Below are 20795 nucleotides of genomic sequence, written 5' to 3'. Positions count from 1 at the left end.
GGGGTGTCAACTTACGGTTGACACATGACGAAACCCGAAGGCGTCGCCGCGTCCGTACGCCTGGACGACCTCATCCACGCCATCAAGACCACCCACACCGACACCCTCGACCAGCTCTCCAGCGCCGTCATCGCCGCCGACCACCTGGGCGACGTGGCGGACCACCTGATCGGGCACTTCGTGGACCAGGCGCGGCGCTCCGGCGCGTCCTGGACGGACATCGGCCGCAGCATGGGCGTCACCCGCCAGGCGGCGCAGAAGCGCTTCGTGCCGAAGGACCCCGGCGAGCCCACCGAACCGGACCCGAGCCAGGGCTTCGGCCGCTTCGACGAGACCGCCCGGAAGGTCGTCGTCGCGGGGCACACGGCCGCGCAGCAGGCCCGCAGCGCCGAGCTGGGCCTCCCCCACCTGGTGCTGGGCCTGCTGTCCGAGCCGGAGACGGCGGCCGTCCGGGCGCTCACGGCGCAGGGCGTGACGCTGGACGACGTACGGCGCGCGGCGACCGACGCGCTCCCCCCGGCGGCCGACGAGCCGCCGTCGCTCGTCCCGTACGACCAGGCCGCCAAGAAGGTCCTGGAGCTGACGTTCCGCGAGGCCCTGCGCCTCGGCGACCAGTACGTCGGCCCGGCGCACCTGCTGCTGGCCCAGCTCGAGTACGAGAACGGCGACGGGGTGCTGAGCGGCCTCGGCGTCGACAAGGCGGCGGTGGAGGCGCACCTCACGGCCGCGCCCTGACGCCACGGACCGCACGCGCCCCGGCCGGCCCGTGGTCGGCGGGGCGGGACGCCCGAGGCGGGCGGGGCCACACGGAGGGGTGATACCGGGTGCGGCCCCACCGCGTGCGGCCCCACAGCAGGGCGTCATCGCCCAGGACCCGCAGCGGGGCCTCCTGCACGGGTTCACCCGACGGGGCCGCAAGCACGGGGCGCGCCCGACGCGGTGAGCCCCGTACGGGGCCGGGCCCGCCCCGCCTCAGGGAAGGGACTCACCCGGGGCGGGGCGGGCCTTTCACGCGACCGGGCCTCCCCCGCCCCAACTCACCTCGTGTGCCGCAGCACCTCCTCGGCGAGCATCCCGTCCATCGCGGCGGGCAGGGTGTGCCCCATGCCGGGCACGGCGACCAGGCGCGCTCCCGGGATCGCGGCGGCCAGCGCCTCGGCGTGCGCGAAGGGGAACATCGGGTCGGCGGTGCCGTGCAGCACCAGCGTCGGCACGGCCACCTTGGCCAGGTCCTCCGTGCTCCCGCTGCCGGCCGCCCCGGCGAGCGTGTGGTGGACGGCGGCGGACAGATCCCGCGCCCGCTCGTACACGCGCGTCTCCATCGCCCGGTACTCGGCCTCGTCGAACGGCAGGTCGGGACCGTGCAGCACGCGCCAGAGCGGCATCCTCCCGGTCAGGTACTCCTCCAGCCCGGCCCCGGCCCGCTGCGGGAACGAGGCGAGCGCGGCGAGCAGTTCGGGGGTGGGCGGCGGCAGCTCCCCGTCCGCGGGCGCCTGCCCGGCCATCGCACGCCCCACGATGGCGGACATGTCGGTGCCCATCGGCGACGAGGCCAGGGCGGTCAGGGTCAGCATCCGGTCGGGGCGGGTCACCGCGAGGCACTGGGCGATGACACCGCCGAGGGAGGCCCCCACGAAGTGCGCCCGCTCGACGCCGAGCGCGTCGAGCACGGCGACGGCGTCCGCCGCCATGTCGGCGACCGTGTAGGGGTGGGCGGCGAAGTCGACGGTGGAGGAGCGGCCCACGTCCCGGTGGTCGTACCGGATGACGCGGCGGCCCCCGGCGACGAGGCGCCGGACGAACCCGTCGTTCCACTGCACGCCCTGGGCCCCGGCTCCCATCAGCAGCAGCACCGCCGGATGCTCGGGGTCGCCGAACTCCTCGGTCCAGAGCTCCAGCTCCCCGGCCGGCACCATGCGCTCGATTCCCGTGTGGCGGTCCTTCTCGGTCCCGCACTCATTTTCCTGCATGGCCATTCAACATAATGGGTACGGAGGCCCGGCGCCACAGGTTTCCGGCCGGGTGTGCGCCGCCCCCACCCCGCGGACGGACCACTCGTGCCGCCCCTCCACCCCGGCGCCGGCGCGGGCGGACGGCACTGTCGTGCGGGGGCCGGTTGGACGCGGGGCGGCGCTCCCGGCACCCTGTTCCGCATGGCCGGGGTCAAGGGACAGGTGCAGAGGCGGGGCGTGGAGCGGCGCCGCGCGATGGTGGACGCGGCGATCACGCTGTTCGCGCGGGGCGGCGTACGGGGTACGGGCGTCGCCGCCGTCGCCGAGCGCGCCGGCGTCACCCCGTCCGCCCTGATCCACCACTTCGGCTCCAAGGAGGGCCTGCTGCGGGCCGTGCTGGAGGAGGCGGACCGGCGGGCCCTGGAGCGGCTGTCGGCGACACCGGCCGCGCGGCCCACCGTCCGGGAGGCGTTCGACTGGCTCGTACGGGACGCGGAGCACACGGCGGCGGCCGAGCGGGAGCTGGCCGCCCTGCACACGACGCTGACGGCAGAGAACCTGGAGCCGGGCGCGGGGCTGCACGCGTGGTTCCGGGACCGCAACCGGGCGCTGCGGTCGAGGCTCGCGGAGGTGTTCCGGCGGGCCGTGGCGGCCGGTTCGGCCCCCGCGGACCTGCCGGTGGAGACCCTGGCGGCGGAGGCGGCGGCATTCCTGGAGGGGGTCCACCTGCTGTGGCTGCTGGACCCCGAGCAGGTGGACCTGGCCGCCGTCACGCGCGGGTACTTCGACGCACTGGCCGCCCGCGTCGAACCGCCCGCGCCGCCCGGCTGAGGGCCGCCCCATCGGCCGGGGCCGACACCTCGGTACGGGACCCGCCGAGCACCCACCCGGCCCCGCCCCGGCCCTGCCCCCGGCTCCGCTCCGGGGCCTCCGCCACCCCCCGTCCCCGGCTCCGCCCGTCCCGCCGAGCGGGTCCCTCAGGGCGGGCATAGCCTGGACGGGTGGACGGAGGTGGCGCCATGACCGAGCGGCACGTCGACGAGACCGGGGCGGCACAGGGCGCGGTACCCGACGAGCAGCCCCGCCCCCTCCCCCAGCACGCCGAGCGGCACCTCTTCGCCGACCGGGCGCCCCTGGGCCTCGTCCGGCCGTTCGGGGCGTCGGTACCGCTGGTGCTGGACGGGGAGCCGGTCGCGCACGAGGAGCACGCCGACCTGGCCGGGCCCCTGCATCTGACCCCGCTGGGGCACGGCGACACCGCGGTGCTGGCCGCGTTCACGGACCGGGCGGCGATGCTGGAGGCGGTACGGCGGGAGGACGGCACGCACGGGGAGCCTTCCCCGGAGCGGCTGGAGCGGGCCCGCGCGTCCTTCGAGACCATCTGCACGACGAACCCGGCGGCCCTCCCCGCGCGCGTGTGCTTCTTCGAGGACGCCGGCGAGCAGGGCGACGTGAAGTGCCTCGATGCGGGCCTCGGCTACCCGAACCTGAGCCGGGTGCGCCGCGGCTTCCTCTCCACCCAGAACTGGAACGACGTCATCTCGTCGCTGAGCTGGTGCCGCTTCGACGTCTCGCTGTTCGACGCCTTCGACTGGCAGGGGAACGAGTTCTTCGCCCGCAAGGGCTGCACCACCCCGGACCTGGCCCGTTTCGGCTGGGGCGACCGCGCCGCGTCCATCGCCAACTGGGGCACCTGACACGGCGCGGGCATGGTCCGCGCGCAGGCACACGCGAGACGGCGAGCCGTCACGGCACCACCCCGTCGGCGGCCGGGTCGCCTGTCACACGACAACGCGCGTTGTGACCGTTAGGTCGCAACCAGCGTCTGTGCACTCGCATGAGTGTCCGAGGGGGGACTCGAACTCTCCTCTCGGGCACCCGCCCACAACCGCTCTGACCTGGGGAAACGCCCGTCGACAGGCTTCGATTTCGGCGGGCGTTTCTCCCGCTCTTTCCTGCTGTTTCAGGCCCTCTCGGGCCCCTGTTGGTCATGCGTCGGTCACGTGACCAACCCTCGGGCCCTGGCCCTGATCAGGACTTTTCGATGACCTCGAAGATATCGGCGTCCGTCTCCTGCTGCCATGCCGGGAGGTCGGGCCAGTCGGCGACGTACCCCGGCTTGGGGTTCTCGAAGTGCTTGAACATCTGCGCCGTCCAGCACACCGCCACGAACCGGCCCTTCTGCTCCCGAGAGAGCTTCGCCGTGCGACCGCCACTGACCTCGATGAACTGGCGGACCTGGTCGTACACGGCGCCTGCGGCCTCACGCTCCCACTGCGGCGTGTCCTCCCAGGGGGTGACGTACCCGGGCTTCGGCTCCCCCGGGAAGTGGCGGTGCACTCCTTCGATCCAGGCTTCCCGGAACACTCGTGCGCCTTCGACCTGCGACATGCCAACCCCTCTCGTCACGGCGTGCTCAGCGTGGCGATCTCCGCCCCCAGCTCCGCTACCCGGCGGTCCCTGCTCAGGGGGCCGAACTCATCGCACAGGGCTTGGAGTCCACGGGCGACGTACCCGGACGATGATGCTTGGGCCAACCGGATGGCCTCCCGCCCGTACGCGACGACTTGTTCGAGATCACGCCGCTTCGCTCCGACGGCGGCAAGGTCGGCCAGTACGGCACCCCTGCGCCGGTACGACTGCCCGGAGGCAAGGGCGGACTGGGCCAGTGCCTGCTTCAAGGTCTCTTCTGCCAGGTCGAGGCGTCCAAGCTGTACGTAGCGCGCTCCCCGTTCCTCGGCCAACCGCGTGCCGTCGAAGCGCAGCCAGCCCCCGTTGGCGCTGTCCGTGCCCAGTTCCAGCACCCGCTCGGCCTCATCCAGCGCGCGCTCACACGAGGCCAGGTCGCCCATGCCGGCGTACGCCTCGGCCTGGACAGCGGCGACCCAGTGACGGGTGGCGAGGCTGCTGTCTCCCCGCCGGGCCAGTCTCTCCGCCGCTCCGAGGATCTGTGCCGCCTGCTCGTATCGGTGCTCGTACACGTCCACGTAGGCGTGCCGCACGAGGGCACATGCCCACAGGTCGAAGGCTCGGGCGTCCTTGCTGACGGATGCCGCCAGGGAGTAGGACACTGCCGCGTCGGTGTATCGGTTGGCGTCGAAGGCGACTTCTCCGGCGAGCTGGAAGAGGTCGGCTGCCGCGTTCAGGAGAGGGCGGGAGTTGCCTCGGGTGTCCGCCAGGGCTTCGTTCAGTGTCGAGAGCTGGTCGCGGACGACGGGGTAGACGGAGCCTTTTGAGCGGGCTAGCTGGTAGACCTGCCACAGGTGGCTGTTCATCCGTGTGAAGTCGGCGGGTGCGCCCCTGCGTACTCCCTCGGTGAGGGCTTCCGCCTCATCCAACGGCAGGGCGGTGAGGGCTCCGCTGACGGTGAGGATGCGGAGGAATTCGCGGCGGATCATTTCGTCGGGGTCTCCCGCGCCTGGGTGGTCACTGGACTGGTGCCCTGCGGCCTCCTGGCTGACTGCTCGTGGCTGCGTCAGGAGGGCGTCAAGCTCGGTGAGAGTGACTTCGAGGGCGATGGCCAAGCCCCGTCGCTGCGGTGGCTGAGGTTTGATCCTGCCGCTCTCCCAGCGCCCGACCGTGGTGCGGTCCACCCCGAGTAACTCGGCCAACTTCTCCTGACTGTAGCCCAGGGCCTTGCGCCGTTCGGCCAGTCCCATGACGGCCCCTTCCCCTGACCTGAACGTGTGGCACCCCCGTGCACGGAGGTGCATCAAGACTGCCGCATCGATGCCGTGGAGCGCGTGGGCTCCCTCCGCTTCTCTTGGGGTTGTCGCAAACGGACACGGTGGTGAACCTGCGGAGGCGTGCGGACATGGCAGCGGAGAACGACGTGGATCTCGGGTTCGGCCAGGCCAAGGGTCGGCATCGCGGGGAACGGCACGACCCCATCGGATCGGCACTGACCGCCCCCTGGGCGCTGGACCACGTCCTGGCTCTGTTCCTCCTCGGTGTCACCGTGACTCAGCACAGCGCACTGGAAGACCTCGTGTCGCCCCTGGTCGATCGGTCGGTACCGGACCAGGAAACGACCGGCTGAGGGACCCGCGCGGATCACCAAGCGATCCGGCCCACGCTCTTCCCGGGCCGCAGCACTCGCACCGGGAGGTTGTACCACCGTGGCGGGGACGCCACCCCTCCACGCCCTACGGATTTCGGACGGAGGTGAACACCATGGAGAACCGCTCTCAGCTCGACACCGAGCCGGAGGAGGAGGTCGTGACCCTGGAGGACGCGACGCGTCTGACGAAGGGCAACACCAACTCCAGCGTGGAGAACAAGCGCTCGCCCTACGGGGCCTGACGCCCGGCGGCGGCATTCCTGCGGGGGTGCCGCCGCGCCCTTTCCCACTCGCAGAAGAAGGAGGTGACGGCATGCGTTGGTTCGGCGGGGCACTCGCCCCCTATGGCAAGGCCCCGAGACCCGTGGGCGCTGATGCCCTATGGCAGAAGCCGGACGCTTGGACCGTGGGCACCACAGTGCGCCACGCGGAGAGCGAGGGCGGGCGGAGGCTGGCAGTGTTCGGCCCGTGCGGAGCGACGAACCCGGAACTGGAGCGGCTGGCCCGTTCCACGGACTTGCGAGAGTTCGACGCGGCGGCCTCGACCTGGTCTGGCTCCTGTGCCCTTGCCCTGGACGACGGCGTGGGATCGTTCACCCTGTGGGCCGACCCGGCAGGCTCCTGCCCCCTCTACGTGGCGGAAGCCGATGGCGCGCTCGTCTGGGCGTCGAGTTCCTTGGCGCTCGCCTCCCTGTTGGGGAGTCGGCCGGACACGGCTTGGCTGGCAGCCCACCTCGCACACCCGACCGCTTGTGTCCCGGGGCGGTCGGCGTGGACGGGCGTAGCGCAGATACCGCCGGGCCACCGGTGGACGGCTCCGCGTGACGGGTCGCCGTTCTCCGTGCCGTACTGGCGGCCATGTTCTTCCACGTGGTCGGAGGCGGTGGAAAGGTTACGACTCGACCTGTCGGACGGCGTGCTGATCCGGGCGAGCGGGCGGGAAGTCTCCTCCGATCTGTCCGGCGGTCTGGACTCCAGCACTCTCGCGGCCTATGCCGCGCAGTGCGGGCCAGTCCTGGGAGTCACCTTCCACCCCAAGGACCGGGAGTCGGGTGGGGACGTGGACCACGCCCGCAAGGTGGCCCGTGCGTTCCCCTCCATCCGGCACCGGCTCATGGCCCTGGGGCGCGAGCACCTTCCGTTCACCGACCTGGACGCCTTGGTCCTGACCGACGAGCCGGCACCGTCCGCCGTGACCATCGCGCAGCTCTGCCACGAGTTCGCTCTACTGGCGGAGGAGGGTGCTTCCGTGCATCTGACCGGGGATGGCGGCGACACCCTGTTCATGCCGCCGCCGGTCCACCTGGCAGACCTAGTCCGCTCCGGCCGCCTTGTCCGCCTAGCGCGTGATGCTCAGGCGTGGGGCCGCCTCTACCGTTCGAGCCCCTGGCCTGCCGTGACAGCGGCCTGGAACGCGCCCGATCGGCTGGCAGGCAGAGCGCTCCCGCAGCCCTGGCTCACCCGCCAGGCAACCGCCCTGGCCGAGTCGGTCATCTCGCCGGAGACGGGCGTTGACGGCTTGGGCTACGCCGACCGCCACCTTCTCACCGAAGCACGGTACGTCGGCCGTACCGCCGCGACGGAGAACCAGCTTGCCGCCGCGTACGGCATCGAGATGCACAACCCGTACACGGATACCCGGGTTCTGGAAGCGGTGATGTCGGGTCCCGCCTCGGACCGATGGTCGGCCCGCCGATACAAGCCGCTGCTTACCGATGCGGTCGTGGACCTCCTGCCCGGGGAGGTTGTGCGACGCGGCTCCAAAGGGCTGTTCGCGGTGGACCACCACCACGGCCTACGTGCTCACCAGGCGAACGTCCTGGAGCTCGCTGACGGGTACCTGGCGGACCTCGGACTTGTACGCCCGGCAGTCCTCCGCTCGCTTCTCCGGCGCGCCGTGCTCGGAGTGGACGTTCCTTGGGGACTGCTCGAACCGCTGCTCGGCACCGAGCTATGGCTACGTATCAGCGACACCGCAACCGAACGAGTCCGCTGGGAGGACAGGCCGTGAAGGTCCCCGCTCCGAGCCGTCACACCCGTACCGCACTGACCGGAGCGGCGGGCGTAGTCGTCAACTACCGGACCGGAACAACCGTGGTCCTTACCGGCGATTCCCTCTCGCGCTGGCTCGACTGCCTGGAACACAGCGAAGCACCCGCCCCCGTCACGGTCCGTCCCTCGGAAACCTCGTGGGGGACGAGTGAGTCAGCCGCACGGCTGAACGCTCCGGCACCGCCCCCGTGGTCGTGGCGCATCGCGGCGAGCGTGCTTCTCGCGGGCACCCTCGCAACGCGCCATCTGGGACGAGGGCGCATGCGCTTCGGTCGCCTGGTACGGCTGGCAGAAGCGGGCCGCAACCTCCCGCGCCCGACCCGGGCGCACGCCACCCTGGCAGTCCGGTCGGTCCGCTGGGCCGCGCGACTGTTCCCCGCCCGTGTCGCATGCCTGGAGGAGTCCACGACAGCCGCGCTCTTGCTGGCGGCTGGCGGTCGTGGAGGAGCCTGGAGGCACGGCGTCGCCATCGATCCGATTCGTATGCATGCGTGGATCTGTGACGTTCACGGCCAGCCTGTCGAGGAACCCGACCAGACTGGGGACTACTCGCCCATCAACGGGCCAGAGCCAACACCGAAGAGGTATCGATGACCGACCCTCACATCCTGCTCCCGGGCCAGCGCGTCAGCCTGGCTATGCCGGACCGCGACCACCTGCCCGACTACCACCGCTGGGAGAACGACCCCGGCACGATCCTGGGCTTCGGGACCCAGGTTCCCCAGTCCTGGGAGGTTCGTGCCGGCGGATGGGAAGCGGCCGGACGGAACCGGGACTTCCCCCAGTTCGAGGTCATCACGACCGAGGAGCGCACTCCGGTCGGTCTCACAACCCTCCAGATCGACTCAGCCGTACGGACCGCCGAGTACGTCATCCTGCTCGCACCGGAAGTCCGGGGCCAAGGGCTGGCCACAGAGGCAACGGCCCTGACGCTGCGGTGGGCGTTCGAGTACGCCGCCCTGCGGATGGTCTGGCTGAAGGTACTGGAGCCGAACGCAGCAGGGCTCACCGCCTATGAGAAGGCCGGGTTCAAACCCGCCGGGCGCCTGCGCCAGTCCGGCTACTGGCGCGGTCGCCCCTGCGATGAACTCCTGATGGACGCGGTAGCCGAAGACTTCCCCGCTACCCCCTGACGTGACGAACCGATCCCGGACTCCCGGCGGGCTTCCCTCCGCCGGGGCGCATACGCGGGTGACGGCTCTTCTTTGTCATTCGGTACGGAAGGACATCCACGATGTGACCAGGGCGTTCGCTCGCCTGCTGGAAGTGTGGCCACGTGCGATGCAGCCGTAAACGGAAGAGACCCCAGGTGTACTGGGGTCTCTTCCGTGATGGTGTCCGAGGGGGGACTTGAACCCCCACGCCCGATAAAGGGCACTAGCACCTCAAGCTAGCGCGTCTGCCATTCCGCCACCCGGACAAGGTGTCTGCCGTTTCGCGGGGTGTTCCCCGCGGCGACATGGATAACTCTACCAGGGGTTTGAGGTGCCCTTCACCCTCATATCCCGTGGTCAGGCGGGGTGCCCGGTCCGTTCGGGGGTGGACACGGAGAGTGAGGGGTCGTGTGCGGGGGTGTCGGAGGGGTGGTGTTCAGATCATGCGACCGGGGTGTGCCGGGCGCATGGTCAGGGGCGGCGGCTCAGGGACGGCTCAGCGGGCTCAAGGGCGCTCAGGGGGTGTGGACGATCTGGCCGGCGTACGACAGGTTTCCGCCGAAGCCGAAGAGGAGGGCCGGGGAGCCGGGGGGCACGTCGCCGCGGGCCACGAGCTTGGAGAGGGCCAGGGGGATGGACGCCGCCGAGGTGTTGCCGGACTCCGTGACGTCGCGGGCCACCACGGCGTTGACCGCGCCGATGCGCCGGGCGAGCGGTTCGATGATGCGCAGGTTCGCCTGGTGGAGGACGACCGCCGCCAGGTCCTCGGGGGCGATGCCGGAGCGGTCGCACACCGCGCGGGCGAGCGGCGGGAGCTGGGTGGTGGCCCAGCGGTAGACGGTCTGGCCCTCCTGCGCGAAGCGCGGCGGGGTGCCCTCGATGCGTACCGCGTTGCCCATCTCGGGTACGGAGCCCCACAGGACCGGGCCGATGCCCGGCGTGCCCTCGGGGGCGGCCTCCACGACGGCGGCGCCCGCCCCGTCGCCGACCAGCACGCAGGTGGAGCGGTCGGTCCAGTCGGCGATCTCCGTCATCTTGTCCGCGCCGATGACGAGGGCGCGGCGCGCGGAGCCGGCCCTCACCGCGTGGTCGGCGGTGGCCAGGGCGTGGGTGAAGCCCGCGCACACCACGTTCAGGTCCATGGTGGCGGGTGACCCCATGCCGAGGCGGGCGGCGACGCGGGCGGCCGTGTTCGGGGAGCGGTCGATCGCGGTGGACGTGGCGACGAGGACCAGGTCGATGTCGACGGGGGTGAGGCCCGCCGCCGCCAGGGCCTTCGCGGCGGCGTGCGCGGCCAGCTCGTCGACCGGCTCGTCCGGGCCCGCCATGTGGCGGGTGCGGATGCCGACGCGGCTGCGGATCCACTCGTCGCTGGTGTCGACCATGGCGGCCAGGTCGTCGTTGGTGAGCACCTTGGCGGGCTGGTAGTGCCCGAGCGCGGCGATACGAGTGCCCGTCATGCCCGGGGACCCCCTCGGCTGGTAGGACGTGATGGAGAGCCCCCAGTCTGGTCAGCGACTCATGGGTAACCCGTCACGTGACCCGACAGCTTTCACGCCCGCCTCTTGGAGGGTCCGCCACATCCCGGCCGGTCGGCACAGTGCGTCCGGCGTGGACCACAATGGGCCGGGAGCCGGGTCGGACGACAGTACGAGGGGACGGGCACATGGGACGGGTCACGGAGCGGCGGCGCGTCATCCGGGTCCGGGACGGGGCCGTGTCCACGCGGCCCGACACGCTCGTCGCGGAGGAACCGCTGGAGATCCGGCTCAACGGCAAGCCGCTCGCCGTGACGATGCGCACCCCCGGCGACGACTTCGCCCTGGCCGCCGGCTTCCTGGTCGCCGAGGGCGTGCTGGGCGCGGCCGAGGAGGTGCGGAACATCGCGTACTGCGCGGGCGCCCGCGACGACGGCGGCAACACGTACAACGTGGTCGACGTGCGGCTCGCGCCCGGCGTACCGGTGCCCGACATCACGCTGGAGCGGAACGTGTACACCACGTCGTCGTGCGGGCTGTGCGGCCGGGCCAGCCTGGACGCGGTCCGCACGGCCGCCCGGTTCGACCTGGGCGACGGGCCGCCGCTGCGGGTCGGGGTGGACGTGCTGGCCGCGCTGCCGGACCGGCTGCGGGCCGCCCAGGCGGTGTTCGAGCGGACGGGCGGGCTGCACGCGGCCGGCCTGTTCTCCCCGTCGGGCGAGCTGCTCGACGTGCGGGAGGACGTGGGGCGGCACAACGCCGTGGACAAGGTGGTCGGCCGGGCCCTGCGGGAGGGGCGGCTGCCGCTCTCCGGGACGGTGCTGGTGGTCTCCGGGCGGGCGTCGTTCGAGCTGGCGCAGAAGGCCGTGACGGCGGGTGTGCCGGTGCTGGCCGCGGTGTCCGCCCCGTCGTCGCTCGCCGTGGACCTGGCCGCGGAGACCGGGCTGACCCTGGTCGGGTTCCTGCGGGGCGGGTCGATGAACGTGTACGCCGGGGAGGAGCGCCTGCTGGGGGCGGACGGCGCTCCGTTGGGCGGTGGGTGAGCCCCGTTGCGCCGGTGGGACGGGGGCGGGGGTGGCCTGCGGGTTGGGGGGCGAGGTGCCTGCTGCCGGTCCGGTGGCGCCGGTGTTGTCGGTGGCCGCTGCCACTGAAGAGGCGACGAGGGGCCGGTGGTAGCGGGTGTAGGTCCCGAAGACCTCGGCGACCTGGAAGCCGAGCCGGGTCAGCACGGCGCCACTCTTGCCGTTTCCGTGGGTGACGCCCGCGAACACGTCGGTGGCGCCCAGCACAGTGGCTCCGTACTCGATCAGCGCACTGCAGGCCGCAGTGGCGTACCCGTGTCCCGTTGCCTCGCGGTCGAGCCAGTATCCCAAGCCGTACTTGGGTGGGTTGACGGCCACCAGGTCAACGCGGCCGATGAGGGCGCTGTGAAGGAGGACGCCGCAGCGGAGGGACGGGCTGGGGTCGTTGAGCAGCTCGGCATGTGCCGTCTCGTAGTCCGACGCGGCCAGCGCCTGGTAGTCGCCGTACTGGGTGAGGTGCTCGCGATTCCGGTCGATGAGCGCGTAGTACTCATCGGCCTGCTCGGCGGTGAGCAGACACAACGTCAATGTGGAGACCCCGGTCCTGAGTTCGGGAAGGACGTGCTTGTCGTGATGACTACCGGCCATGTCGGCTGACCCTACGACGGGGGCCGGGCCCCTGCCATGGCTTTCGGTGGCGTGAAGCGACTGAATGTCGGTCAGCCGTCCGTGATCAGGCCGGTGCCGGTGAGACAGCCGTCGACCGGGTCCGGGCGGTACTGGATCTGCTTGAGTCCGCGCTGCACAGCCGAGCCCCGGCCCCGCACCCGCACCCGCACCACCGGCGTGCAGCCGATCCGGCCCCAGGTCCTGGCACGCGGTGGCGTCATCGACTGCCCGGCCCCGTCCTCGAAGACGATCCAGCCGCCGCACGCCGGCGCGGTGCTCTTGACGGGGCGGCTCTGCTCCTGGACGTCGTGCGCGGGGTCGGCGAGTGCCTCCCCTTCCCCGACTGACGGGGCCTGCGTTCTCTTCCCGGGTGACGGAGGGCCCGCGTCCCCCTCCGCGGGCGACGGGGCTCACGGCGGCGCGCCCGGCACGGCTCGGGGCGCCGTGCCGGGCGTCCCGGTCTCGTGCGCGGGACACGATCCGGGGCGGGCCGGGCCGAGGGGCGGGCGCCGTCCGGGGTGCGGCCCGCTGTCCGTTCAGCGTGCTCGGCGGCGGGCGTCCGCGGGTGGGTCGATCATCTGGAGGGCGAGCGTCGCCGGGGGCTCGGCGAGGCCGGGACCGCCCGCCTCCACCCAGGCCAGGATGTCGTCCAGGCAGTCGTCGTCCAGCGCCCAGCCGATCCACGCCGCCCGCGCGCCGCGCCGCCGGGCCTCGGTCGAGGGCTGGACGACCACGACGTTGGCCTGGCCGCACGGCCCGAGGCAGTCGCTCGTACGGACGGCCAGCCGCCCGCCTGAGGCCGCCGCGGCCTGCCGGAGCCGTTCCAGCTGGCCCGCGTGGTCGGTGCCCGGGTTCTTACGCGGGTCCCCGCAGCAGCAGCCCCGGCACACCACGAGCGAGCACGGCCGGGTGGCTCCGGGGCGTATCCAGCCCCGCGTCACCGCCCACCGTCCCGGAGGGGACACGGGCGGGGCGCGGCGGCAGCGGGTCCGGCGGACGGCCGGGGAAGGACGGCGGGGGCGGCGGACGGCGGGGGTTCGGGTGCGGGCATGGTCCTCACCGTAGCCGCCGTGATCTTGCTCTGTCTGGGCGGGTTCGCGCCGGAGGGCCACCCTTTCCGGGCGTGTACGCGGCCTTCTTCGAGCGTGTGCGCGGCCTGCGAGGCGCGGGGCCGACAGGGCGACAGGGCGACGGGGCGGGTTGACGCGGCGGACCGGCGGGGCGGGAGAGGCGGGGCGACGAGGCGGCGCGGCGCGGCGGCGCGGCGCGGCGCGGCGTGGCGGCGCGGCGCGGCGCGGCGTGGCGGCGGGGCGCCGGGGCGGGCCGCTCCGGTGGGCGGGCGTGTCCGGACGGGGATGGGCGATCTTCGGCCAATCGCGCTGTGATCGGCGCGTACAGATTCCGTGCAGATTCCCGCGCCGGCTTCCGCCCGGCCAGGCGGAGGGCGGCGCTCCTCCGGGCCCGTGACCACGGGTTCAGCGGCCTGACCAGTGCCGATGACATTCGTCCAGACTTCACCAACTCGCCCCCACGCCCACTCTCCGTCCGGTACCGTCACCCTCCGCTGTGCTGAGCGCCACAAGGAGCAGGCCATTGCGCGAGTTCACAGTCCCGCCCCTCGCGGCGGCTCCGCTGGTCGGCGGGCTGGCCGACGCCGTGTTCGACCACGCCGAGTCCGATCCGGGCCGGGTCGCCCTCGGGCGGAAGGACGGGGCCGGTGTCTGGCGGGACGTCACGTCCGGGGAGCTCGGCGCGGAGGTGCTGGCCCTGGCCAAGGGGCTGCTCGCGCAGGGGATCCGGTTCGGCGACCGGGTCGCGGTCATGTCCCGTACGCGCTACGAGTGGACGCTCTTCGACTTCGCCCTGTGGACGGTCGGCGCGCAGCCCGTGCCCGTGTACCCGACCTCCTCGGCCGACCAGGTGCTCTGGACGCTCCGCGACGCCGGGGTGAGCGCCTGCGTGGTCGAGCACGAGGACCACGCGATGACGGTGGGCTCCGTCGTGGACCGGCTGCCGCACCTGAAGCGGCTGTGGCAGCTCGACACCGGGGCGGTCGGGGAGCTCGTCGCCGCGGGGGCGCGGATCGACGACGAGGTGGTGCACCGGCACCGGCGCGCCGTCACCCCGGACTCCGTCGCCACCGTCATCTACACGTCGGGGACGACCGGGCGGCCCAGGGGCTGCGTGCTCACGCACGGGAACCTGATGTTCGAGTCGGACACGCTCCTGGCGGGCTGGGAGCCGGTGTTCCGCTCCCGGCCGGGCGAGGAGGCGTCGACGCTGCTGTTCCTGCCGCTCGCCCACGTCTTCGGGCGCATGGTGGAGGTCGCGGCGGTCCGGGGCCGGGTCAAGCTCGGCCACCAGCCGCAGCTCACGGCGGGCGCGCTGCTGCCGGACCTGGCGGCGTTCCGGCCGACGTTCGTGCTGGCGGTGCCGTACGTCTTCGAGAAGGTCCTCGACGCGGCGCGACGGCGGGCGGAGGCCGAGGGCCGGGGGGCCGTCTTCGAACGGGCCGTCGACGTGGCCGTGCGGTACGCGCAGGCGCAGGAGGACCGGGAGTTCGGCCTGGGGCCCGGCCCCTCGGCGGCGCTGCGGCTGCGCCACCAGTTCTTCGACAAGGTGGTGTACGGCAGGGTGCGGGAGGCGTTCGGCGGGCGGGTCCGGCACGCCATGTCGGGCGGCTCGGCGATGGACCGGCGGACGGGCCTGTTCTTCGCGGGCGCGGGGATCACCGTGTACGAGGGGTACGGGCTGACGGAGACGTCGTCGGCCGCGACCGCGAACCCGCCGGAGCGGCCGCGGTTCGGCACGGTCGGGCCGCCCGTGCCGGGCACGTCGGTGCGGATCGCCGACGACGGGGAGGTGTGGCTGCGCGGCCCCCACGTCTTCTCCGGGTACCTCAACGACACCGGGCGCGGGGGGCCGGACGGGTGGGACGGGTGGCTGGCCACCGGGGACCTGGGCGCGCTGGACGCGAACGGCTACCTGACGATCACCGGGCGGAAGAAGGAGATCCTGGTGACGACGAGCGGCAAGAGCGTGGCCCCGCAGGTGCTGGAGCACCGGGTGCGCTCCCATCCGCTGGTCGCCCAGTGCCTGGTGGTCGGCAACGACCGCCCGTACATCGCCGCGCTGGTCACCCTCGACCAGGAGGCCGTCGACCACTGGCTGGCCATGCAGCGGCGGCCCGCGATGCCCGCCGCCGAGCTGGTGCGCGACGCCGCCCTGGAGAAGGAGGTGCGCCGGGCGGTCATCGCCGCCAACACGCTGGTCTCGCACGCCGAGTCGATCCGCACCTTCCGCATACTGGCGCGGCCCTTCAGCGAGGAGCAGGGGCTGCTGACCCCGTCGCTGAAGCTGAAGCGGCGCGCGATCGAGCAGGCGTACGCGGAGGAGGTCGCGGCGCTGTACCGCTGACGCCGCCGGGACCCGCCCGGACCGCCCGCCCCCACGGAGCCGACCGAAACGCCCCCTCCCCCACGCGAGGCGGCCCCCGTACGACGTGCACCGCCAGTCGGCGTGGTGGCACGGCGCGTGCCGGTGGTACCGGGGGGTCGGCGTGGTGGCGCGGTGCGCGCCGGTGGTTTTGGGGGGCGGCGCGGTGGCGCGGTGCGCGCCGGTGGTACCGCGTCCGCGACGACAGGTCACGTTCGCGCGAGCGCGTACGAGGAGAGGGCGGGGCGGGGCGGGACGGGATGGGCACGCCTGCCCCGCCCCTCACCTGAGCGGCACACCGCCGCGGTGGGGGCGGGGCGCCGACGGGCCCCGAGGGCAGGCCGGAAACCCGCGAGGGGGCACAGCGGGAGCCGCGGCCGACGCGCGGCGCGGAGGCGGGCGTGACGGCGGGGCGGGCCCGAGCCGGGAGCGGGGCGGCGGAGGGCGCGGCGGGCCGGGCGCCGGTCCGCCGCACGCCCGGCGGGAACGGCCGGGAAGCCGCCGGGAAGCCGCCGTAAGCCGCGAGGCGCCGCACGCCCCCGGCGCGCCCCGCCCGGCCCGCGCACCGCCATATGGCACCCCGCCCGGCCCGCGCCCCGCCGTACGGCGCCCTCGCGCGACCGCGGCGCGGGCGCCGCTCGAGCCCTCGCCGACCGGCCCCGGCCCGGCACGCCCCGGGCAGCCCCGCCATCCCCGCCGCCCGGTCCGCGTCCCCGCCGGGCCGGCCGTCAGGGACGGTCCGGTACGCCCCTCGGGCGGCCGTGGCCGCGGGTCAGGGTGTAGCCCCAGATGCCGGCCAGGGCGGCGAGTGCCGCGCCGCCCGCCGTCCACAGCCAGCGCCCCGACCACCAGCCGGACGCCCAGCCGTCCTCGGGCTCCACGGTCGCCGACGCCCCCTGGACCAGGGGCTGCGACAGCCGGCCGTCCACATCGGCGGCGGCGCCCGCGTCCTCGGCGGACACGTCGAGGGCGGCGTCGAAGGGCAGCCCGATGTCGGTCGCCGCGAGGCTCGCGGCGGTGAGCCGCACGAAGTAGGCGCCGGGCAGCGGGTCGTTCGACCACGGCTCCGCCCAGGCGCGCACCGTGCGCAGCCGGCAGGTGAGGGTGACCGTGCGGGCGTCGGCGGCGAGGGTGCGGGAGTCGCTGCCGTACTGGCACGCCTGGCGGCGGCGCAGTCCGTCGTACACGTCGATCCGCCAGGTGGCCGCCGCGCCGCGCCGGGAGGTCTCCGGCAGGGTGACCGTGGCGCGGACGGTGGCCTGGTCGCCCGCGTCGGCGGGGAACTGCCAGTACAGGTAGTCGCCGGTCGACGCCTGGGCGGTGGCGTGCTGGCCCGGCAGGACGGCGGTGGCCGACCGGAAGGACGTGCCCGCCTCCGTCGGCGCGGGCGGCTCGCCGTCCGTGGCGGCCGGTGAGGGCGTGGGGCTCGCGGCGAGCGCGGCGCCGGGGGCGGCGAGCCCGCCCAGGAGGGCGGCCCCGGTGAGCAGGGCGGCGGTGACGGCGGTGCGCCGGCTTCGTACGGTACGCATCAGTTGGTCCTCCAGACGGTGACGCGCCAGCGCGAGATCCAGCCCCACAGCAGTCCGGCGAGGAAGCCGGCGAGCGCGAGCGCGCCGAGCAGCCACCAGCCGCGGCCGAGTCCGAGGAAGGCGGTGTCGCCGGCCTCGCCGGGGCCGTCGACGACGGCGATGCTCAGTTCGACGGGCAGGCCCGGTGTGGTCCTGGTGCCGGCCGGGGCGGAGAACGCGTTGCTGACGCGCAGGCAGACCGTCTCGGCGGCGGGCTTGGCGTCGGAGCCGAGGCCGCCGCCCTCGACGTCGGGCCTGGGGTAGCGCAGGCCGGCCGATATGACGTCGGTGCGGCCCTCGCCGACGGCCTCCCCGCGGACGATCTCCCGCCCGGCGAGGGTGGAGGCCCGCAGCAGGACGCCGTAGTCGCGGTGGACGGCGCGGTCGGCGCCGACGCTCACCGAGGCGCGCAGCTCCTGGCCGGGCAGCACCTCGACGCGGTACCAGCGGTGCTGGCCGAACGTCTCGCGGTCGGTGTACAGGCCGGGCCCGAGCAGGGGGGCCTTGGCGCAGCGGTCGGCGCCCTCGGTGGCGACGGGGGTGAGGACCGGCTTGGCGGCGCGGTCCACCAATTGGCTGACTCTGCCGGAGAGTTCGGCGGTGTGCTGGACGGAGGTGTAGGTGCCTCCGGTGGCTTCGGCGATGCAGACGAGCTGGGCGCGGGTCTTGGCGTCGGGGACGAGGCCCAGCGTGTCGATGGTGAGGTGGATGCCCTTGGCGGCGATCTCCCGGGCGACCTGGCACGGGTCGAGGGGCGCGCAGGTGTCCTCGCCGTCGGTGATGAGGACGATCCGCCGGGTGGCGTCGCCGCCCTCCAGGTCCTCGGCCGCGCCGAGCAGGGCGGGGCCGATGGGTGTCCAGCCGGTCGGGGTCAGCGTGGCCACGGCGGCCTTGGCCTCGGTGCGGTCGAGGGGGCCGACGGGGTAGAGCTGCCGGGTGTCCTTGCAGCCCTCCTTGCGGTCCTTGCCGGGGTAGTCGGCGCCGAGGGTGCGGATGCCGAGCCGGACGTCGTCGGGCACGGCGTCGAGGACCTCGTTGAACGCCTGCTTCGCGGCGGCCATGCGGGACTGCCCGTCGATGTCGCGGGCGCGCATCGACCCGCTGACGTCCAGCACCAGCTCGACCTTGGGGGCTTCCTTCGCGGCCGGTTCCGCGGTGTCGGCCCGGGCGGCCACCGGGGAGAGGCCGCCCGTCAGGGTGACGAGCAGGCCGCACAACCCGGCCGCCAGTCGCTTTCGTGTGATCATCGGCGGATCATAGTGAGCGGGCCGGGGCGTCCCCAACTCGGCCGCCGGGCACGGGAGCGGGCCCGCCCACCCGCGTGGAGGGCGGGCGGGCGGTGCCCGGTCAGGCCGCGCGGCGGGCGGTGTGGACCGTGCGGGCCATCAGGAGGTGGACGTCCGGGCGGTGGTGGAGGCTCGCCTGGTCGTCCGGGTCCAGGAGCCGGTCGAGGGTGGCGCGGTCCTCGTCCGTGAGCCGTTCGGCGACGCCCTCGCGGGTCCGGGCGTACGTGGCGAGGACGTGCTCCCGTACGGCGGCGGGCACGGGTGCCGGGACGTCCAGCAGGAAGGTGCGCGTCCCGGACGGGACGAGGCCCGCCGAGGAGAGCAGCGCCGCCCAGTCCTCGGTGACCTCGCGGGCGCCGGGCAGCGCGGCCCGCATCTCGCCGAACCAGTCGGCGTGCGCGGCCTCGACGCGGGCCTCCAGGCCGGGCCGGCCGAAGCCGATGTCGCGGGGGAGGTGGCGCGCCGGCAGCCCGCCCTCCACCAGGGCCAGCAGCCCGCCGGGCCGCAGCCGCCGGGCGAGGCCCTCCAGGGCGCCGAGCTGGTCGCCGATGTGGTGCACGGACTCCCCCGCCCACACCAGGTCGGCCTCGCCCAGCTCGTCCACGCCGGCGGGCAGTTCGGCGAGGCGCGTGGTGAACCGGCCGCCCAGCGGGGCGTTGCGTTCGCGGGCCCGCTCCAGCAGCTCGGGGGTCCCGTCGACGGCGACGACGTCCGCGTACGGGAACGCCTCCGCGAGGAGCCCGGCCAGCACGCCGGGGCCGCTGCCGATGTCGAGGACGCGGCGGGCGGCGCCCACGGGCAGCAGTTCGGTGAGCCAGGCCGCCGCGCTGCGGTAGAGCGGGGTGCGCAGTTCCGCGCCGCGCTCCAGCAGCGGCAGCATCGCGGTCCAGTCCATGTGGGTGTGGTCGTGAGTCATGGGGACAGCGTGCTGGCCGGGACCGGCGAGGGCGAGGAACCGTGCCGTTCCGGCAACCTCCCGGCGTACGCCGAGCGGTACTCCTGCGGGCTGACGCCCCTGACCCGCTTGAACGCGGCGCTGAACGCGAACGCCCCGCCGTACCCGACCTGCCGGGCGATCCGCTCCACCGTCGCGTCGCCCTCGCGCAGCAGGTCGGCGGCGAGCGCCAGCCGCCAGCCCGTCAGGTACGTCATGGGCGGCTCCCCCACCAGTTCGGCGAAGCGGCGCGCGAGGGCGGCCCGCGACACTCCGGCGCGGGCGGCGAGGGAGGCGACCGTCCAGGGGTGGGCGGGCTCGTCGTGCAGCAGCCGCAGCGCCGTGCCGACGACGGGGTCGCCCTGCGCCCGGTACCAGGCGGGAGCGGCGGCGTCCGGGCGGGCGAACCAGGCCCGTACGGCGGCGACGAGCAGCAGGTCGAGGACGCGGTCGAGGACGACGCTCTGGCCGGGTGCGTCGCGGTCGATCTCGTCCTCCAGGACGGGTGTCAGCGGGCAGGACCAGGAGTCGCCGGGCAGGTGCAGCAGGGGCGGCAGCGCGTCGAGGAGGCGGCGGCCGACCTCGCTCTCCATCCGGTAGGTGCCGACGAGGAGGCCGTCCGGGCCGTCGGGGGCGTTGCCCCAGGTGCGTACGCCGAGGCACATCGTCTCCTCCAGCGGCTCGCCGCGCAGGGTGCGGCAGGTGCCGCCGGGGCCGATGAGGGACTGCGGGGGGACGCCGGGGTCCGCGGCGACGGTGTACGGGGCGGGGCCGCGCGCCAGGGCGAGGTCGCCGGGCCGCAGCAGCACGGGGGCGCCGCCGTCGGGGACGATCCACGCCTCGCCGCGGGTGACGCACATCAGGCTGAGCGGCGCCCGGTCCTCGACGCGCACGGACCAGGGCGGCGCCATGACCATCCGGAGGAGGAAGGCCCCACGGGCCCGCGGTCCGTCGAGGAGTCCGGCCAGCGCGTCCATACGGGCGAGCCTATCCGCGCGGGGGACGGGGCCGGTCGGACGGGCGGCACCGGGGCGGTCGGGCGGCGCCGGGTCGGGCGGGCGGCCGGGCCGGTCGGCCGTCGGACGGGCTGTACCCGGACGGTCGGGCGGGCGGCACCCGGACGGGCGGCGGCACCGGGGCGGTCGTGGACGTACGCGTAGGCGGCCGAGTCTTTCGCGCATGGCC

Annotated in this window: 19 protein-coding genes, 1 tRNA gene and 2 pseudogenes; 10 read left to right on the top strand and 12 right to left on the bottom strand. The window is 74.1% G+C overall.

Annotated features, from left to right (window positions below; genetic code table 11):
- Positions 1-24 precede the first annotated feature (24 nt).
- Positions 25-735: a Clp protease N-terminal domain-containing protein gene (locus CP974_RS26540; protein WP_031129959.1), complete on the top strand. Its 711-nt coding sequence runs from the start codon at positions 25-27 to the stop codon at positions 733-735.
- A gap of 302 nt (positions 736-1037) precedes the next feature.
- Here CP974_RS26540 and CP974_RS26535 read toward each other — a convergent pair whose 3' ends face one another.
- A complete protein-coding gene (locus CP974_RS26535; RefSeq protein ID WP_078915456.1) occupies positions 1038-1970 on the bottom strand; it encodes an alpha/beta fold hydrolase in 933 nt (310 codons plus the stop codon).
- 183 nt (positions 1971-2153) lie between these two features.
- Here CP974_RS26535 and CP974_RS26530 point away from each other — a divergent pair, with 183 nt between their 5' ends.
- Both CP974_RS26530 and CP974_RS26525 read left to right on the top strand, forming a co-directional pair.
- Positions 2154-2783, top strand: a complete 630-nt coding sequence (locus tag CP974_RS26530) for a TetR/AcrR family transcriptional regulator (RefSeq protein WP_031129961.1) — start codon at positions 2154-2156, stop codon at positions 2781-2783.
- A gap of 188 nt (positions 2784-2971) precedes the next feature.
- A complete protein-coding gene (locus tag CP974_RS26525; protein ID WP_031129963.1) occupies positions 2972-3649 on the top strand; it encodes a hypothetical protein in 678 nt (225 codons plus the stop codon).
- 334 nt (positions 3650-3983) lie between these two features.
- On the opposite strand, the gene CP974_RS26520 is transcribed toward CP974_RS26525, so the two are convergent.
- Together CP974_RS26520 and CP974_RS26515 are read right to left on the bottom strand one after the other, a co-directional pair.
- Positions 3984-4343 carry a hypothetical protein gene (locus tag CP974_RS26520; RefSeq protein WP_031129964.1) on the bottom strand — a complete coding sequence of 120 codons (360 nt, stop codon included), beginning with the start codon at positions 4341-4343 and terminating at the stop codon, positions 3984-3986.
- A gap of 14 nt (positions 4344-4357) precedes the next feature.
- Positions 4358-5611, bottom strand: coding sequence for a helix-turn-helix transcriptional regulator (locus CP974_RS26515; protein ID WP_031129965.1), 1254 nt, complete (start codon positions 5609-5611; stop codon positions 4358-4360).
- A gap of 155 nt (positions 5612-5766) precedes the next feature.
- On the opposite strand from CP974_RS26515, the gene CP974_RS29820 reads away from it, so the two are divergent.
- The 5 genes from CP974_RS29820 to CP974_RS26495 all read left to right on the top strand — a co-directional run bounded on the left by CP974_RS29820 (position 5767) and on the right by CP974_RS26495 (position 9197).
- Positions 5767-5991: a hypothetical protein gene (locus CP974_RS29820; protein WP_031129966.1), complete on the top strand. Its 225-nt coding sequence runs from the start codon at positions 5767-5769 to the stop codon at positions 5989-5991.
- Positions 5992-6125: 134 nt separating this feature from the next.
- Entirely contained in the window at positions 6126-6254 is a 129-nt protein-coding gene (locus tag CP974_RS29815; RefSeq protein ID WP_107408137.1) for an albusnodin family lasso peptide, read from the top strand.
- Between the two features lie 71 nt (positions 6255-6325).
- Positions 6326-8023 (top strand): albusnodin/ikarugamycin family macrolactam cyclase, encoded by a 1698-nt coding sequence (locus CP974_RS26505; RefSeq protein WP_051839194.1) that lies wholly within the window; start codon positions 6326-6328, stop codon positions 8021-8023.
- On the top strand, positions 7966-8658 hold the full coding sequence (locus CP974_RS26500) for a lasso peptide biosynthesis B2 protein (RefSeq protein WP_078915457.1): 693 nt from the start codon (positions 7966-7968) through the stop codon (positions 8656-8658). The genes CP974_RS26505 and CP974_RS26500 overlap by 58 nt, the downstream gene beginning before the upstream one ends.
- Positions 8655-9197 (top strand): GNAT family N-acetyltransferase, encoded by a 543-nt coding sequence (locus CP974_RS26495; protein WP_031129968.1) that lies wholly within the window; start codon positions 8655-8657, stop codon positions 9195-9197. The genes CP974_RS26500 and CP974_RS26495 overlap by 4 nt, the downstream gene beginning before the upstream one ends.
- 199 nt (positions 9198-9396) lie before the next feature.
- On the opposite strand, the gene CP974_RS26490 is transcribed toward CP974_RS26495, so the two are convergent.
- Together CP974_RS26490 and CP974_RS26485 are read right to left on the bottom strand one after the other, a co-directional pair.
- Positions 9397-9484: transfer RNA gene (locus tag CP974_RS26490), tRNA-Leu, on the bottom strand.
- A gap of 249 nt (positions 9485-9733) precedes the next feature.
- On the bottom strand, positions 9734-10678 hold the full coding sequence (locus tag CP974_RS26485; protein ID WP_031129969.1) for a beta-ketoacyl-ACP synthase III: 945 nt from the start codon (positions 10676-10678) through the stop codon (positions 9734-9736).
- Positions 10679-10884: 206 nt separating this feature from the next.
- Between CP974_RS26485 and fdhD the strand changes: the two genes are divergently transcribed.
- Complete coding sequence (gene fdhD, locus CP974_RS26480) at positions 10885-11739, top strand: formate dehydrogenase accessory sulfurtransferase FdhD (protein WP_031129970.1); 855 nt, start codon at positions 10885-10887, stop codon at positions 11737-11739.
- Between the two features lie 222 nt (positions 11740-11961).
- Here the strand turns inward: fdhD and CP974_RS26475 are convergent.
- The 3 genes and pseudogenes from CP974_RS26475 to CP974_RS26465 all read right to left on the bottom strand — a co-directional run.
- A pseudogene (locus CP974_RS26475) lies at positions 11962-12366 on the bottom strand (GNAT family N-acetyltransferase); the annotation flags it as partial.
- A gap of 143 nt (positions 12367-12509) precedes the next feature.
- A pseudogene (locus CP974_RS31075) lies at positions 12510-12668 on the bottom strand (IS630 family transposase); the annotation flags it as partial.
- 255 nt (positions 12669-12923) lie between these two features.
- Positions 12924-13328: a hypothetical protein gene (locus tag CP974_RS26465; RefSeq protein WP_031129973.1), complete on the bottom strand. Its 405-nt coding sequence runs from the start codon at positions 13326-13328 to the stop codon at positions 12924-12926.
- Between the two features lie 652 nt (positions 13329-13980).
- Between CP974_RS26465 and CP974_RS26460 the strand changes: the two genes are divergently transcribed.
- Positions 13981-15804, top strand: a complete 1824-nt coding sequence (locus CP974_RS26460) for an AMP-dependent synthetase/ligase (RefSeq protein ID WP_031129974.1) — start codon at positions 13981-13983, stop codon at positions 15802-15804.
- 746 nt (positions 15805-16550) lie between these two features.
- Here CP974_RS26460 and CP974_RS26455 read toward each other — a convergent pair.
- The 4 genes from CP974_RS26455 to CP974_RS26440 all read right to left on the bottom strand — a co-directional run bounded on the left by CP974_RS26455 (position 16551) and on the right by CP974_RS26440 (position 20587).
- Positions 16551-17351: a hypothetical protein gene (locus tag CP974_RS26455; RefSeq protein ID WP_031129975.1), complete on the bottom strand. Its 801-nt coding sequence runs from the start codon at positions 17349-17351 to the stop codon at positions 16551-16553.
- Positions 17351-18637 carry a VWA domain-containing protein gene (locus CP974_RS26450; protein WP_031129976.1) on the bottom strand — a complete coding sequence of 429 codons (1287 nt, stop codon included), beginning with the start codon at positions 18635-18637 and terminating at the stop codon, positions 17351-17353. Before CP974_RS26450 ends, CP974_RS26455 begins: the two co-directional genes overlap by 1 nt.
- A gap of 100 nt (positions 18638-18737) precedes the next feature.
- Positions 18738-19592, bottom strand: a complete 855-nt coding sequence (locus tag CP974_RS26445; protein ID WP_031129977.1) for a class I SAM-dependent methyltransferase — start codon at positions 19590-19592, stop codon at positions 18738-18740.
- A complete protein-coding gene (locus CP974_RS26440; protein WP_031129978.1) occupies positions 19589-20587 on the bottom strand; it encodes an AraC family transcriptional regulator in 999 nt (332 codons plus the stop codon). Before CP974_RS26440 ends, CP974_RS26445 begins: the two co-directional genes overlap by 4 nt.
- Positions 20588-20795 lie beyond the last annotated feature (208 nt).

Source organism: Streptomyces fradiae ATCC 10745 = DSM 40063 (assembly GCF_008704425.1).
Lineage (GTDB): Bacteria > Actinomycetota > Actinomycetes > Streptomycetales > Streptomycetaceae > Streptomyces > Streptomyces fradiae.
The sequence above is the reverse complement of the archived record's forward strand: the minus strand, read 5'-3'. Positions and strand labels throughout refer to the sequence as shown.

Bases quoted from the DNA above. Each gene is read 5' to 3' on its own strand.
- CP974_RS26540 (WP_031129959.1), top strand. From the start codon at position 25: ATGACGAAACCCGAAGGCGTCGCCGCGTCCGTACGCCTGGACGACCTC.
- CP974_RS26535 (WP_078915456.1), bottom strand. From the start codon at position 1,970: ATGCAGGAAAATGAGTGCGGGACCGAGAAGGACCGCCACACGGGAATC.
- CP974_RS26530 (WP_031129961.1), top strand. From the start codon at position 2,154: ATGGCCGGGGTCAAGGGACAGGTGCAGAGGCGGGGCGTGGAGCGGCGC.
- CP974_RS26525 (WP_031129963.1), top strand. From the start codon at position 2,972: ATGACCGAGCGGCACGTCGACGAGACCGGGGCGGCACAGGGCGCGGTA.
- CP974_RS26520 (WP_031129964.1), bottom strand. From the start codon at position 4,343: ATGTCGCAGGTCGAAGGCGCACGAGTGTTCCGGGAAGCCTGGATCGAA.
- CP974_RS26515 (WP_031129965.1), bottom strand. From the start codon at position 5,611: ATGGGACTGGCCGAACGGCGCAAGGCCCTGGGCTACAGTCAGGAGAAG.
- CP974_RS29820 (WP_031129966.1), top strand. From the start codon at position 5,767: ATGGCAGCGGAGAACGACGTGGATCTCGGGTTCGGCCAGGCCAAGGGT.
- CP974_RS29815 (WP_107408137.1), top strand. From the start codon at position 6,126: ATGGAGAACCGCTCTCAGCTCGACACCGAGCCGGAGGAGGAGGTCGTG.
- CP974_RS26505 (WP_051839194.1), top strand. From the start codon at position 6,326: ATGCGTTGGTTCGGCGGGGCACTCGCCCCCTATGGCAAGGCCCCGAGA.
- CP974_RS26500 (WP_078915457.1), top strand. From the start codon at position 7,966: ATGGCTACGTATCAGCGACACCGCAACCGAACGAGTCCGCTGGGAGGA.
- CP974_RS26495 (WP_031129968.1), top strand. From the start codon at position 8,655: ATGACCGACCCTCACATCCTGCTCCCGGGCCAGCGCGTCAGCCTGGCT.
- CP974_RS26485 (WP_031129969.1), bottom strand. From the start codon at position 10,678: ATGACGGGCACTCGTATCGCCGCGCTCGGGCACTACCAGCCCGCCAAG.
- fdhD (WP_031129970.1), top strand. From the start codon at position 10,885: ATGGGACGGGTCACGGAGCGGCGGCGCGTCATCCGGGTCCGGGACGGG.
- CP974_RS26455 (WP_031129975.1), bottom strand. From the start codon at position 17,351: ATGCGTACCGTACGAAGCCGGCGCACCGCCGTCACCGCCGCCCTGCTC.
- CP974_RS26450 (WP_031129976.1), bottom strand. From the start codon at position 18,637: ATGATCACACGAAAGCGACTGGCGGCCGGGTTGTGCGGCCTGCTCGTC.
- CP974_RS26445 (WP_031129977.1), bottom strand. From the start codon at position 19,592: ATGACTCACGACCACACCCACATGGACTGGACCGCGATGCTGCCGCTG.
- CP974_RS26440 (WP_031129978.1), bottom strand. From the start codon at position 20,587: ATGGACGCGCTGGCCGGACTCCTCGACGGACCGCGGGCCCGTGGGGCC.